The 14,437-nt window shown below is 62.0% G+C and carries 7 protein-coding genes and 2 pseudogenes; 1 reads left to right on the top strand and 8 read right to left on the bottom strand.

Features of this window, described 5'->3' with window-relative positions:
* Positions 1-68: 68 nt before the first annotated feature.
* From H3Z74_RS13280 to H3Z74_RS13250, 7 genes and pseudogenes are all read right to left on the bottom strand, one after another.
* Positions 69-560 (bottom strand): helix-turn-helix domain-containing protein, encoded by a 492-nt coding sequence (locus H3Z74_RS13280; RefSeq protein WP_187760126.1) that lies wholly within the window; start codon positions 558-560, stop codon positions 69-71.
* 270 nt (positions 561-830) lie between these two features.
* On the bottom strand, positions 831-2,159 hold the full coding sequence (locus H3Z74_RS13275; RefSeq protein ID WP_187760125.1) for a PQQ-dependent sugar dehydrogenase: 1,329 nt from the start codon (positions 2,157-2,159) through the stop codon (positions 831-833).
* Positions 2,160-2,714: 555 nt separating this feature from the next.
* On the bottom strand, positions 2,715-5,537 hold the full coding sequence (locus tag H3Z74_RS13270) for a TonB-dependent receptor (protein ID WP_187764312.1): 2,823 nt from the start codon (positions 5,535-5,537) through the stop codon (positions 2,715-2,717).
* 173 nt (positions 5,538-5,710) lie between these two features.
* A complete protein-coding gene (locus tag H3Z74_RS13265; protein ID WP_390901757.1) occupies positions 5,711-7,066 on the bottom strand; it encodes a glycoside hydrolase family 27 protein in 1,356 nt (451 codons plus the stop codon).
* Between the two features lie 11 nt (positions 7,067-7,077).
* Positions 7,078-8,103: pseudogene (locus tag H3Z74_RS13260) on the bottom strand (glycoside hydrolase family 43 protein); the annotation flags it as partial.
* 4 nt (positions 8,104-8,107) lie between these two features.
* A pseudogene (locus tag H3Z74_RS13255) lies at positions 8,108-9,125 on the bottom strand (arabinan endo-1,5-alpha-L-arabinosidase).
* Positions 9,122-10,696, bottom strand: coding sequence for an alpha-N-arabinofuranosidase (locus H3Z74_RS13250; RefSeq protein WP_187760122.1), 1,575 nt, complete (start codon positions 10,694-10,696; stop codon positions 9,122-9,124). The pseudogene H3Z74_RS13255 and the gene H3Z74_RS13250 overlap by 4 nt, the downstream one beginning before the upstream one ends.
* Before the next feature lie 393 nt (positions 10,697-11,089).
* Here H3Z74_RS13250 and H3Z74_RS13245 point away from each other — a divergent pair, with 393 nt between their 5' ends.
* Positions 11,090-11,854 (top strand): FadR/GntR family transcriptional regulator, encoded by a 765-nt coding sequence (locus H3Z74_RS13245; protein ID WP_187760121.1) that lies wholly within the window; start codon positions 11,090-11,092, stop codon positions 11,852-11,854.
* A gap of 280 nt (positions 11,855-12,134) precedes the next feature.
* Here the strand turns inward: H3Z74_RS13245 and katG are convergent, their stop codons facing one another.
* Complete coding sequence (gene katG, locus H3Z74_RS13240) at positions 12,135-14,363, bottom strand: catalase/peroxidase HPI (RefSeq protein ID WP_187760120.1); 2,229 nt, start codon at positions 14,361-14,363, stop codon at positions 12,135-12,137.
* Between the last annotated feature and the right edge of the window lie 74 nt (positions 14,364-14,437).

Here is a 14,437-nt window from a genome sequence, read left to right as displayed (position 1 = left end):
TTATATTAAGGGCGAGCGCCTGTCAACAGGGCAATCGGCTCGATTAATTGGCGATGAAAATCAGCGTGCTAGTGCTGGTCGGGCCGCACTTCGATCACACCGATACGCAGCAGCGCTTCGGTCGTGCGTGCGAATTCGGTCATCAGTGATTCGAGTAACGGTTCCAGCCCGAGATTCTGGATCACGCCGGGCGGTTGAGTCACGCCACCACGTTCGTCCTCGATCAGCAGCCCGCTCTCGACCATGCGACCGACATGGCGGCGTACGGTTTCACGGGGCAAGCCACTAGCCGAGGCAATGGCGTTGCGTGAGATTGGCACCACCCATTCGCGCGGTAGTATCGCGGTGGCGGCATATTCCCCCGGGATGCTGCGTTCGCGCATCAATTTCTGCACATTGGCAACCGAGATCGTCAGATAGATGATCAACTCGGTCGGATTCAGGTCTTTCGGCTGAGTGAAGATGCGGTGCGCAGTGAGGAACTGATTGCAGATCGACATCATCGCGATGCGCCAGTTCTCGGCCATTTTTACAGGATTGGTGACGACCCGGTCGCTCAAGGCTGATATCCCCGAATAGGGCCGAAATGGCCGTGATACCCAATATGGGTAGCTGATGCTTTACCGTAAACTATCGTTAGAGCCCAACAAGATATAGGCCCTTCGGGGATCGATGGAACGGCGCGCTTCAGACCGCTGGATCAACGAGTTACGGGGGAGGGTGTCGCGCGGATAACCGCCGCGACCAAGGCGGGCTGCGAGCTTCGGGGGAGCACGCAGCCCGTTTTCGTTTTTACCGCTAGTGTTGTCGCGACAGCGCGCGCCGCAAGGTCACTTGCCCGCGGCGACGCGCCAGATCGTGTTGCCGACATCGTCGGCGACCAGCAGCGCGCCGGTCTTGTCGGTAATGACGCCGACTGGGCGACCTTGCGCCTCTCCTTTGGCGTTGAGGAAGCCGCCGAGTACGTCGACCGGCTTGGCGCCCTTCACCGGATAGCCATTGTCGGCGAACGGCACATAGATGACCTTGTAGCCCGATACCGGCTTGCGGTTCCATGATCCGTGCTGACCGACAAACGCGCCGTTGGCGAAATTCGCACCGAGCTTTGCATCACTCGCAAAGGCGAGGCCGAGCGAGGCGGTATGCGGCCCGAGCGCATAATCGGGGCGCTTGGAATATTGTTGCAGCGCCGGGTTGGGCGGATCGACGCGCTTGTCGGGGTAACCACCCCAATAATACCAGGGCCAGCCGAAATGATCGCCGAATTCGACCTGGCTCATATAATCGGGTGCGAGGTCGGAGCCGAGCATGTCGCGTTCGTTGACCGTCGTCCATAGCCGCTTCGAATGCGGCTCCAGCGCCAGGCCATTGGGATTGCGCAGGCCGGCCGCGTAAATGCGGAAGGTCTTCGCCTCGGGAAAGACCTGCAGAATGTTGGCGCGGTATTTCTCAGCATCGATACCGTTTTCGGCGATATTGCTCGACGATCCGACCGTCACGTACAGCGTCTTGCCGTCCTCGGCCGCAAGGACGTTGCGCGCCCAGTGATTGCCGCCACCGGGCAGCTTGACGACGATTTCGGGCTTGGCGGTGATCTTCGTTTCGCCGACCTTGAACGGGAAGCGGACCAGTGCATCGGTATTGCCGATATACAGCCAGTCACCCATCACGGCCATGCCGAAGGGGGAGTTGAGCCCGGTCAGAAATGCCGAACGGCTTTCCGCCACGCCGTCGCCGTCACTGTCGCGGAGGAGGGTGATACGATTGGCCGAGGGCACGCCGGCACCGGCCTTGCCCATCAGCCAGCCCATCACCGTGCCGGTGATGCCGCCGCCCTTGCGCGGGGGCGAGTTGGTTTCGGCCACCAGCACATCGCCATTGGGCAGGCGATAGAGCCAGCGCGGATGATCGAGGCCACTGGCGAATGCCGCGACGTTCAGTCCGGCGGCGGGCGTCGGCTTTGCGCCGTTGGCCCAGCCGACCGCGTCGGCAACCGCGATGGTCGGGACCATTTGCGTGCGCGGCGCGGTGATCTGAGGCTTTTCGCCGCTGACCGCGGCGACCGACAGCCGAGCCTGATCCGGCCTGCTGATGACGTACCAGAAAGCCAGCGCCGCAAGGACGATCAGGCCGATGACGATGAGGACATGTTTGCGCATGAGATAAGGTTACACCGGCGAAAGGATCAAAGGAAGCCCCGGGCTTTGAGCATTGAGCATTGAGCATTACATCAGGCACATGCGCCGGGGCTCGGGTCAAGCGTGGAGCCTTTGCGCGCGTGGCAATCTTGTTCTGACAATAAGAAAAAGCGTGCCGGTATAAATCCGGCAAAGGATGATCTGCCCGATTCCGTGTGAGGGTTGAATCTCCGCCGGCGACAGGGCGATGCGCTGAGCTGCGGGAGATATGTTACACCGGTTGTAACGTATCTTTGCTCGGCGAGCTCAGTAAGGTATTTTGATAATATTGTTATATATCAGATACTAGTAGAGTATTCTGAATGGCAGAAGCGATATAGCGGATAGCTCCACACCGACGCCATATTGCTTGCCGGCATCGAGCTGCGGCGGCGTCTGGGCGAGGGCGAGGGCGAGGGCGCGCACACAAAAAGGACGCCGCACAAAGCCAGGCTCTGCGCAGCGCCCTGAGGATGGATCCGGTCCGGCGCCCGCCTTGCGAGGCGGTGCGACGAGAACTGGGTCCGGGGGAGGACGTCAATGGAAGGTGTAGCGCGCGCCGATCGCGAAGGTACGTGAAAGGAGGGTGGTGCCAAGATTGAACTGATCCGGCCCGCCGACATCGTCGAATTTGTAATAGGTCTGCTGCACCGACTTGGTCAGGTTGACCGCGTCGAAGGTCAGGCCGAACCGGTCGCTGACTTTGTAGGTCAGCTGCAGATCGAGGCTCTTTTCCGGATTGCGCCACACGCCGATCGGATTGGCGAAGAGCCGCGCTTCGTTGTTGGCGAGGAATTCCTTGCGCCAGACATAGGAGAGACGCGCGCTCACCGGACCGCGCTCATAGGCCAGGGTCGCGTTATACGACAGATCTGACACGCCGAAGAAGGCGGATGAGGATTGTCCAACGATATTGCCGGCGGCATCCGACAGTGGGATGTTCTGCTTCGAATCGAGCACCGTCACGCTGCCGACGAATCCCAGGCCGTCGAGTGGGCCCGGCAGGTAGTGTGGGAAATAGGTCAGGCCAAGTTCGATACCCTTGAGCACGCCGTCCGACGCGTTGACCGGCCTGGTGATCGCGAAATAATCCGTCGCGCCGGCAACGATACCATTGTTGGGGATATATTCGCGCACGGTCAGCGGCACGACCAGGCCGTTCACCTCACGGCGGAACGCGGTGGCGGTGATCGCGCTGTCGCGGTCGAAATACCACTCCAGCGCCAGATCGAAATTCCTCGAATGCGTCGGGTTCAGCGTTGCCGTACCCGCCGTGCCGCTGCCATAGCCGACATTGGTGAGATCGCCGGTCAGTGAATAATTGGGGTTGATGTCGGTGAAGTTCGGGCGACGGAGCGTCTCGCCATAATTGAACCGCGCACGCAGCTTGTTGGTGAATTCGTACCGTGCGGTGAAGCTTGGCAGAAAACGATCGGAACCGCGCGACACGCTTGTCTTGGCGCCGCCGTTATAGCGATCGAAGAAATTATAGTCGGTGTCGACGTTGACATAACGTACCCCGGCCTGGAGCTTCAAGGGCCGGCCAAAGATCGAAATCTCACCGTCCACCAAGGCATAGGCCGACATAGTGATCTCGTCGATGTCGAACACGCGCTGCAGCGACAATTGATCGGACGTCTTCAGGCCATACAGGCGACGCACCATATCGGCATTGTCGTTGAGCCAATAGCCATTCGCCAACACCCAGCTGGACGGTGAATCGGAGCGTCCGTCGAAGAATCCGGAATTGGTGAACTGCGCGCCTGCGGGCAAGCCAGCAAGGTTCGTCGCGACCAGCGGCGCGCCAGCATCTTGTGTGCGCACAGCCGTAGATGCCTTGCGATCGTCATAGCGCAGGCCCGCTTTGACTTGGCGAATGAATCCTTGGTCCCAAGTGTAATAGCCTTCCAAGGTTCCGGTCAGCGCGCTGCCTTTGTCGCGGTTGGCATTGTCGTAGAGCTGCGCGACGTTCCATACGCTGGGATCGGCCAGCAATGCGTCATTGTCGAAATGATAGGATGGAATACCGCCGCCGGCATTAAAATCGGCGGTGATCTGGTTGGCCACGCGATCGGTGCGCATCGCGATGAATGAGGTGTCCACTTTGCTCGTCTGATAGGCAACATCACCCACGATCTTGCCCTGCGCGCCGAGATCCCATTTTCCGTTTAGCGCATACACGAAATTGTCGGTCTTGGTGCGGTTGTAGTCTCCGCTATTGAAACCGTAGACGCTGTTGGCGACACGCGATTTGACGATGTTGGTGCCGTTGTACAGCGTCGGGGCCTGCGCGTTCGCCCAGAAATCGACGAAGCTGAACTGTAGGCTGTTGAAGGTTTGGCCGCGAAACCCCGAATAGAATATTTCGGCGGTGTAGACCGAGCTGCTATTGGGTGCCCACTGCATCGCGATATTGGCCGAGGGCCGTTCGCGCTTGCCGTAGAGATCGGAACTGAAGATCGCGTCGCGCGACAGATAATAAGGTGTGGTGACGCCGTTGACTGTCAGCGTCGAACCGGGCGCGGTAGACAAACCGCGATCGAGGCCGGGCGTCCAGTTGATGTTGTCAGGGCCCGGGAAGATGCGCTCGAACGGCGCGAGACCGGATCCGGCCGGCGGCGTCAGCGTGGCGAACGGCACGAACGCGCCGGCCGTCACCGTCATGTCGCGGAACTTGGTGCGCGAATAGCTGCCGTTCACCAACAAGCCGATATCGCCGATGCCGGTTTCCCAGCGATTGCTGATCAGCAACGCGGCGTTGGGATTATAAGTGTCGGCCTGTTCGTTGTAGATGCCGCGCACGAGGCCGGAGATCGCGAAGCCGTCGAAATCGAACGGGCGGCGCGTGGCAACATCGACCTGGCCGGCGAGGCCGGTCTCGATCTGGTCGGCGGAGCGTGTCTTGTAGACGTCGATCTGCTTGACGAGGTTGGCCGAGATATCCTGCAGTGCGAAGGCCTGGCCGGCAGCGGTGAAGATGTTGCGGCCGTTGAGCGTGGTGAGCGCATCGGGCAGGCCGCGGATCGAGATACCGGCCGCTTCGCCGCCGGTTCGATTGGTCACCTGCACGCCGGTAACACGCTGCAGCGCCTCGATTACGTTGTTGTCGGGCAGCTTGCCGACATCTTCCGACACGATCGAATCCACGATCTGCGTGGATTCGCGGCGCACTTTGAGCGCGCCGACGATGCTGGCGCGCACACCGGTAACGACGATGTCGTCATTCGCAGTGGCATCCGCAGCTTCGGGGGATTCCTGGGCGCTCGGGCTGTTTTCCGGAGTCGACTGGGCAGCTGCCTGTCCAGCGGCAAGCAGCGGCAACAGGGAGGCGGAGCACAGGATTACGAGCTTCAAGGTCATTTTCATCTCCCTTCGACCTGGCCGTTCGCGCGCGGCCATTAGTCCGACAATTAAGGCGGCCATTTGGCAGCGTGGTAAAGAGTCGTCAAGTGACATCACTTGCGTTTTAGGCGATGGCGTGGCCGTAATGCCACGCCATTGGGCCATCCAAGGCTGTCAATGGTCGGAGTAGGTTAGGCGGCGCGGACGCGCAGGAGGCTTGTTCCATGCGACGGTACGTCGCGTACGACGGCGCCAGTCATCGTGCCGATCGGTTGTCGTGCCCACAGGTCGCGTACCGCGACCGCACCGTTCAAGCCCAATTGCCTTAGGTCGAATAGGATTCGTCGCGGCTTGGCACCGGTGTTGAACAAGGCGATGTAGCGATCGCCACCTGGTGCCCGCGCGGACCAGATGCGTACGCCGTCTTCCATCAAATGCGGCCGGTTCGCGCTGCTCGTCTGGTTGACTGCGATGACTTCCGGATTGGTCAGCAGCCCCAGCGTCGCCGCGTCGAGATGACGCAGGTCGCCGCCCATGATCAGCGGCGAGCGCGCGATCGACCACAGGGTCATCAAGGTGCGCTGTTCATCGGATGTGAAGCGCGTATCGCGCGCGCCCATTGCGAGGCGGCCAAGCGGCAACATGTCGGCATCAGGCCAACGCCCATCGCCGATATATGGGCTCCAATTCTCCAGCCGCGTAAACTGAGCCTCAAGCAATGCCCATTCGTCCCAGAAATCGTCCGAGATGCGCCACATCTCGGCATGGCGACGGACATGGTCGGCGCGGATCACCGGCGTCTCGCCGGGCGAAAGGCTGAGGATCATCGGTCGGCCGCATCGGCGGATCGCCGCGGCGATCGCTTCGATCTCGGGCGCATGCGCGTCATAGGGGCGGCTCATGTCGTCGACCTTGACGAAATCGACGCCCCAACTGGCATATTCGGCGAACACGCCATCATAATATGCCTGCGCACCGGGTTTGTGCATGTCCACACCGTACATGTCGACATTCCACGAACAGATGCTTGTCGTGTCGGCGATGTCGCGAGCGCGGACGGTCGTGCCGGCGATCGGGAGGTTCGCTTCGACCGCGGCGCGCGGGATGCCGCGCATGCGGTGAATGCCGAACTTCAGGCCCATCGCATGCACATCGGCCGCGAGAGCGGCAAAGCCCTTGCCGCCGGAGCTTGATGGGAAGCGCACCGGATCAGGTTGGAAGCGGCCGAAACCGTCCATCACCGGCTTTATGTCAGCGTTGTATTCATAGCCTTTGGCGCGCGGATCGTACCATTGATGGTCGATCGTGAAGACCGAATAGCCGGCCGGCAGTAACGCGCGCATCATGATCCGCGCGGTCTCTCGCGCCTGCGCCTCGGTAATCGTGACCGCGAAGCTGTTCCAACTGTTCCAGCCCATCGGTGGCGCAGGCGCGAGAGATGGTTCGGTGCGCGCGCGCCGCGCGTCCGCGGCGACCGCCGGTAGTGCTGCGACCGCGGGGATTGCGGCGCCGGCGGCGAGGAAAGAGCGCCGATCGATTCCGCTCACCATCTCACTACACCGTTCGCCACCGGCTCGCCGAAATCGGGCGTGCCATCGAACCGGTATTGGATCGGCTGGACGCGTGTGTGGCGGTTGGGATCGAATAGCGGATCACCCTCGATCTTCTCGTAGTCGCGCGCATGATAGACCAGCATGTCGCGGCCATGCTCATCGACCGTGAAGCTGTTATGGCCTGGCCCGAACACTTTGTGCGCCGGCGACGACTGGAACACGGGCAGCGGGGATTTCGACCACACGGCCGGGTCCATGATATCCGCATCGTCCTTCGCCGTCAGCATGCCCATGCAATAGCGAGCGTCCGTCGCGCTTGCGGAATAGGTCATGAACAAGCGACCGTGGCGGGCGAGCAGGGCGGGGGCCTCGGCGACCTTAAAACCCTGAATTTCCCAATCGAGCGTCGGCACCGTGAGCCTTGCAGGCTTTGCGGCCAGCGTAAGCGGGGTCTTGAGCGGCGCGAGATAGAGGTTCGAATTGGTGTCGATTCCGGGTTCGCGCTGCGCCCAGGCGAGATAGCGCGTGCCGCGATGGACGAAGCTTGTGGAATCGAGCGTGAACGTGTCCCACGCCGTTTCGAGTTGACCCAGCAATGTCCATTTTCCGGTCATCGGATCGAGGCCGTCACACACCGCTGCATAAGTGCGAATGCGGAACACATCCTCGCCACCACCACTGGGCCCTGCGGCGAAATACATGATCCAGCGGTGGTCGATAAGGTGCAGTTCGGGTGCCCAGATGAAGCCCGACAATGGACCGCTGGCAAGATGGCGCCACAGCACAATTTCTTCCGCGGTGGCGAGCCCGGCGATCGTGCGTGACCTGCGCAGCACCAGGCGGTCGTATTCCGGCACCGATCCGGTCATGTAGTAATTGCCGTCGGTGTGGCGGAAGACTTGCGCGTCGGCACGCTGGCGGACCAGCGGGTTCTGGATCGGCGGCGCGGCGTCCCTGGTGCGGGCAAAGGCCGGGATAGCAGCCAGGGCGGCTGCCGCGCCGACAAAGCTGCGGCGGGAAAGGTCGATCATCGGGTCAATACTCCGCTACGGGCCAGCCGTCCGCCGCCCATTTAACGCGGGCGATGCGAAGGGTCGGGACACCTTCGTTGTCTCGGTCGTATGCGTGGTAAGCGACATAGTCCGCGCCATCCTTGTCATGCAGGAAGCCGGGATGGCCGGGACCGCGGAAGCGTTGCTTCTCCGGCAGATCCGCACGCAGGAAAAGCGTGCCGCCACCCTGCATCATCGAACTGCCGTCCTTGCCAAGATACGGGCCAGTGATTTTTGGCGCGGCCAACAACGGTATAATAGGTGCTGTTCACGCCCTTGCAGCAATAGTCGTATGACGCGAACAGCCAGTAATAACCGCCACGATCGAGGATGAACGGCGCCTCGACCGGAGCCGGCGCGCCGACCGGAGCGGGGCGCCGGGCGATCGAATGGGGCCTGGCCGCGGGATCGGCTGGCTTGCCGGTTTTCGGGTCGAGCGCGAACAATTTCAGTCCGGTCCAGAAGCTGCCCAATGCGAGCCAATGGCGGCCTTGCCGATCGACGACGAAATTGGGGTCGATCGCGTTGAAATCATCTGCCTTGGTCGACATCAACACCAACCCTTCGTCGCGCCAGGCATAGTTCGGCGCAGCAGGGTTCAGTGTCGGGCTGGTGAACAGGCCGATCGCCGAGCGGTTCGATCCGAAGGTAGAGGCGGCGTAATAGAGCCGCCAGCGGCCGTTCACGAACGAAATATCGGGCGCCCACATGCCCTTTGCGCCAGGCACGGCCGCAGTCGCCCAGTCAGGCAATTGGTTGTCGAGCAGCGCTTTTCCAAGGGTCCAGTGCACCAGGTCCGTCGAGGTGCGCGACGACAGACCGGTGCCGAACACGTAATAGGTGTCGCCTTCGCGTGCGATCACCGGATCGTGCGTGGGCACGAGGTCACCGGTCAGACGATCGTTGAGCAATTGCCCGGCTGGCTGCGCGCTCGCCGCGCCGCCTGAGCAGGCGAGCGCGAGGATGGCGGCAAGACGCAAGATTCGGCTCACGTGGCTCATTGCAGGTCGAGCATCACGACCGACTTGGCCGGCAGCGTGAGGCTAAGGGTCTTGCCGATGATCCGCGCGCCATCGAATGCGACCGGGACGACACCGTCCGGTGCCTCGAAACTGTTGAGCGTATTCATCGCCGGCGCGGTGAGCAGTTGGCCCGATACCGCGCTGCCCGCAATCCCGTCGATCTGCACGCTGACGGTCATCGGGCGGTTGGGATCGAGATTCGCCAGGCCGACATGTACCTTGCCCGCCTTGTCGCGCACCGCCGAGGCACTGACCGCGGGCATCGCCCACTTGTCCTTGTTGTACCATGGCGATTTGAGCTCGATCGGCAGGACGGTGGCGTCCATGTACGGCTTGTACATCATGAACACATGATAGGTCGGCGTCTTCACCATCTTCGCGCCGTCGGTCAGGACCATCGCCTGCAGCACGTTCACCATCTGCGCGATCGCGCTCATCTTCACGCGATCGGCATGTTTGGCGAAGATGTTGAGGTGGATCGCCGCCACCAGTGCGTCGCGAAGCGTGTTCTGCTGGCGCAGAAAGCCGGGGTTGGTGCCGGGGTCGCCCTTGAACCATGTGCCCCATTCGTCGACCGCCAGGAAGACGCGCTTCTTGGGGTCGTATTTGTCCATGATCGCGGCGTGCCTGGTGATCAGGTCATCCATGCGCAGCGCTTCGGACAAGGTCTCGGCCCAGCCGGCTTCATCGAATTGCGTCGCCGACTGCCGCGGGGGCCAACTGCCCGGAATGGTGTAATAATGCAGCGACAGGGCATCGACCTGATCGCCGGCGTCCCGGATCATCGTCTCGGTCCATTTGTAATCATCGACATTGGCGCCAGAAGCGATCTTGAGGATCCTGGTCCCCGCCGGCACTTTCAGGAACGTGGCGTATCGGCGGGTCTCATCGGCGGCGAATTCCGCGCGCATATTGCCGCCGCAACCCCATAGCTCGTTGCCGACGCCGAAATACGGTACTTTCCAAGGCGTCTTGTGACCATTTTTCGCGCGTTCGTCGGCCAGGCTGCCAGCGGGGGAGGTCATATATTCGACCCATTCGGCCATCTCGCGAACGGTGCCATTACCGACATTGCCGGCGATATAGGGTTCGGCGCCGAGTTGCTCGGTCAGGTCCATGAATTCATGCGTGCCCACTTCGTTCGGCTCGGTGACGCCGCCCCAGGTGGTGTTGATCTTGACCGGGCGTTTGGCGCCGATCCCTTCCCGCCAGTGATATTCGTCGGCAAAGCACCCCCCGGGCCAGCGCACGACGGGCACGCCGAGTTGCTTCAACGCGGCGACGACATCGTTGCGGAAGCCGCGCGTGTTGGGGATCCTTGAGTTCTTGCCAACCCAAAGTCCGCCATAGATGCCGTTGCCGAGATGCTCGGCAAACTGAGTGAAGATGCGGCGATCATAGACCGGACCTGAGGCATCGGCGTGGAGCGTTGCCGTCACGTCAGACGTCGCAGCCGGCGCCGTCCCGGCTACCGGCGAGGTTTGCGCGACGCTGATCGTAGCCGTCGACAGCAACAATGTTGCCGCGATCGTCCGCCACATTTTCGTCATCACCTTGTCTCCCCTTTTTCTTGTTCGTTGAATGGCTCGACGATTTCCCGCTGCGCGCGCGGAAAGGCGTCGGCGACGATTTGAACGAGCCGGCACCCAGGTCGCTGCTGCCGGCGCGGATCAAAGTCGCTGAGCGTGCGTAATGGTCGGGCTATTCTCCGTACTCGCTATGCTCCGTTGGGATCGGTGCTGCCGAGTGCATCTCGATTGACGAAGCAGTGATTCTACCTGTCTGTGCGTCGATCGACGGCAGCTTTACCCGGATTTCAGGAGGAATTGCGGGATCAACAGGCATGGACATCTCCTTATTACTCCGACTTAATGTGCGCTTGTTGGAAAGGCAATCGCTCGTTCCACTAGGAAATGCCGGTAACGGCTGGCATGGAGGACGAGATGGACAAAGCCGATACGCCTCGCAGCGACAAAGCGACTGAGACGACGAAAAAGCGCCCGCCACGCGGTACCGGGCGACGCTTGCATGGGGCGATTGCTCACAAGATCGGCACTGCGATCGTTTCTGGCGTTTATGCGCCGGGTGATATCCTGTCGAGCGAGGTCGATTTCTCCGAAATACTGGACGTCTCGCGCGGGGCTTACCGCGAGGCGATCCAAGTGCTCGCTGCCAAAGGCCTGGTGGAAAGTCGCCCCAAGGCGGGCACGCGCATATTGCCGCGCAGTCGCTGGCATCTGCTCGATCCCGATGTGCTTGCCTGGGCCTTTGCCGGTGAGCCCGACACGGAGTTCGTGCGCGACCTGTTCGAATTGCGCGCGGTGGTCGAGCCTGCCGCGGCGCGCTTCGCCGCCGAACGGCGCGATCGCGGCGACCTGAAAGCGATGAAGGATGCGCTAGCCGCTATGCGCCGCCATACGCTGGCGACCGATGCCGGCCGCGCTGCCGACCGTGATTTCCACGATGCGATACTGCGCGCCACGCGCAACGATGTGCTGATGAGCCTCAGTGCGAGCATCGGCGCGGCGGTCAGCTGGACGACGCAGTACAAACAGCGCGCCCGCGCCCTGCCGCGCAATCCTATCCCAGATCACGCGAAGGTGTATGACGCGATAACCGCTGGTAATGGTGATGCGGCAGACGCCGCAATGCGTGCGCTTGTCAATCTCGCGTTCGACGATACGCAGAGCGCGATGCCTAAGGCGTAACGAGGGCGGGGGCGTTGATATGCCATCGACCGTATCGCTCGAAGATACGGTAAATACCAGATTGCATCGACCCTGATCTCCTCTAGCTGCTTCTCCCGGAAGCCATTCGGAAATACGTTCTGATCAACGGGCCTTGGTATAAATCATCTGGCTCTGAATGCGCGGTACTCCAGCTCGCACGGCCGAAACCGGTAGACACAAAAAGGCCGCCGGCGAGGGGGGCGCCGGCGGCCGGCCGAGCGCAATGCTCGGGGAACCTCTTAGGACTTCGGTATAACCTTCAGGCGAGGTCGTACCGGTCGGCGTTCATCACCTTGGTCCAGGCCGAAGCGAAGTCCTTGACGAACTTCTCGCCCGCATCGGCCGAGGCATAGACCTCAGACAGTGCGCGCAGCTGCGAATTGGAGCCGAATGCCAGATCGGTGCGCGTCGCGGTCCATTTCTGCTGCTCGGTCTTGCGGCTCGTGCCCGCAAACTCCTCGTCGCCTGCTTCGTCGATTTCCTTCCACGCAATGCCCATGTCGAGCAGATTGACGAAGAAATCGTTGGTGAGCTGACCCGGGCGGGCGGTAAGCACGCCATGTTTCGAGCCGCCATGGTTGGCGCCAAGCACGCGCAAGCCGCCCAGCAGCACGGCCATTTCCGGTGCGCTCAGCCCGAGCAATTGCGACCGATCGACCAGCAGTTCCTCGGTCGGCACGCTGAAGCGGACCGAGAGATAATTGCGGAAGCCGTCCGCCTTGGGTTCGAGCACATCGAAGTTTTCGATATCGGTCTGCTCCTGCGACGCGTCGGTGCGGCCGGGCGTGAACGGCACCTCGATCCTGTGCCCCGCATCGGTTGCGGCCTTCTCGACCGCAGCGGTGCCGCCGAGTACGATGAGGTCGGCGATGCTGACCTTCTTGCCGTTCGCGCCAGCATCGAAGTCGCTCTTGATGCCCTCATAGACCTTGAGCACCTTGGCGAGCTTTTCGGGCTCGTTGACCGTCCAGTCCTTTTGTGGCGCCAGCCGGATACGGCCGCCATTCGCCCCGCCACGATGGTCCGAGCCGCGATAGGTCGAGGCCGAGGCCCAGGCAGTCGTCACCAGTTCGGCGACCGACAGGCCTGAAGCGAGGATCTTCGCTTTGAGCGCAGCCACGTCGCCGGCATCGATCGCCGCATAATCAGCCTTGGGAATCGGATCCTGCCAGATCAGCTCTTCCGCCGGCACATCGGGGCCGAGATAGCGTGCCTTAGGGCCCATATCGCGGTGGCACAGTTTGAACCATGCGCGAGCAAAGGCGTCGGCGAAATAAGCGGGATCGGCGCGGAACCGCTCGGATATCGCGCGGTATGCCGGGTCCATCTTCATCGCCATGTCAGCCGTGGTCATCATCGTCGGCACACGGCGGTCCGGGCTGTGCGCGCCGGGCGCCAGGGTTTCTGCGGGATTGCCGACCGGCTGCCACTGGTTCGCGCCTGCCGGGCTCTTCACCAGCTCATACTCATGGTCGAGCAGCATGTCGAAATAGCTCATGTCCCATGTGATGGGCGTGGGCGTCCAAGCGCCTTCAATGCCGCTGGTGATCGTATGGTCGCCCATGCCGCTCTCGTGGGTGGAGATCCAGCCCAGCCCCTGGGTGGCAATGTCGGCGCCTTCCGGCTCGACGCCGACCAGCGATGCATCGCCCGCGCCATGCGCCTTGCCGAAAGTATGGCCGCCGGCGGTGAGCGCGGCCGTTTCCTCGTCGTTCATACCCATGCGCTTGAAGGTTTCGCGAATGTCGCGGCCCGATTGCACCGGATCGGGGTTGCCGCCCGGTCCTTCGGGATTGACGTAGATCAGGCCCATCTGGATCGCAGCCAGTGGCTCCTCAAGCGCCATGCCGGCCTGTTCGTCGATGCGGGTCTGGCCGACCCACTCTTCTTCAGTGCCCCAATAAATGTCCTTCTCGGGCTCGAACACGTCCGCGCGGCCGCCGCCAAAGCCGAACACCGGGCCGCCCATCGATTCGATCGCAACATTGCCCGTCAGGATCATCAGATCGGCCCAGCTGAGCTTGCGGCCATATTTCTGCTTGATCGGCCAGAGCAGGCGACGTGCCTTGTCGAGATTGCCGTTATCCGGCCACGAGTTGAGCGGCGCGAAGCGCTGCGAGCCGGATGATGCGCCGCCGCGGCCATCGCCGGTGCGATAGGTCCCGGCGCTGTGCCATGCCATGCGGATGAAGAAGGGGCCGTAATGCCCGTAATCCGCCGGCCACCAGGACTGGCTGTCGGTCATCAATGCCGTCAGGTCGCGCTTGACCGCTGCATAATCGAGCGACTTGAATTCCGTGGCATAGTCGAAATCGTCGCCCATCGGATCGCCCGACAAGCCGTTCTGCTGGAGGATATCCAGCGAGAGCTGGTTCGGCCACCAATCGCGGCTGGTCCGACCCAGCAGCGTCCTGAGCGCGCGGGACTCCTTGGCCTGATCGCTTAGGGGGCTTCCGGTTACCGGGCAGCCGCTGGTCTTGCTATCCATCGTCGTCTCCTAAGTCTTCAGGTTTATCGTCATCCCGCACTGGGGGTAGCCGAGCGCCAGTGATCGGAGAAACA

It is taken from the genome of Sphingomonas alpina (genome assembly GCF_014490665.1).
Classification (GTDB): Bacteria; Pseudomonadota; Alphaproteobacteria; order Sphingomonadales; family Sphingomonadaceae; genus Sphingomonas; species Sphingomonas alpina.
This window is presented reverse-complemented; position numbering and strand designations above follow the sequence as displayed.

Bases quoted from the DNA above. Each gene is read 5' to 3' on its own strand.
- H3Z74_RS13275 (WP_187760125.1), bottom strand. From the start codon at position 2,159: ATGCGCAAACATGTCCTCATCGTCATCGGCCTGATCGTCCTTGCGGCG.
- H3Z74_RS13270 (WP_187764312.1), bottom strand. From the start codon at position 5,537: ATGACCTTGAAGCTCGTAATCCTGTGCTCCGCCTCCCTGTTGCCGCTG.
- H3Z74_RS13250 (WP_187760122.1), bottom strand. From the start codon at position 10,696: ATGACGAAAATGTGGCGGACGATCGCGGCAACATTGTTGCTGTCGACG.
- H3Z74_RS13245 (WP_187760121.1), top strand. From the start codon at position 11,090: ATGGACAAAGCCGATACGCCTCGCAGCGACAAAGCGACTGAGACGACG.
- katG (WP_187760120.1), bottom strand. From the start codon at position 14,363: ATGGATAGCAAGACCAGCGGCTGCCCGGTAACCGGAAGCCCCCTAAGC.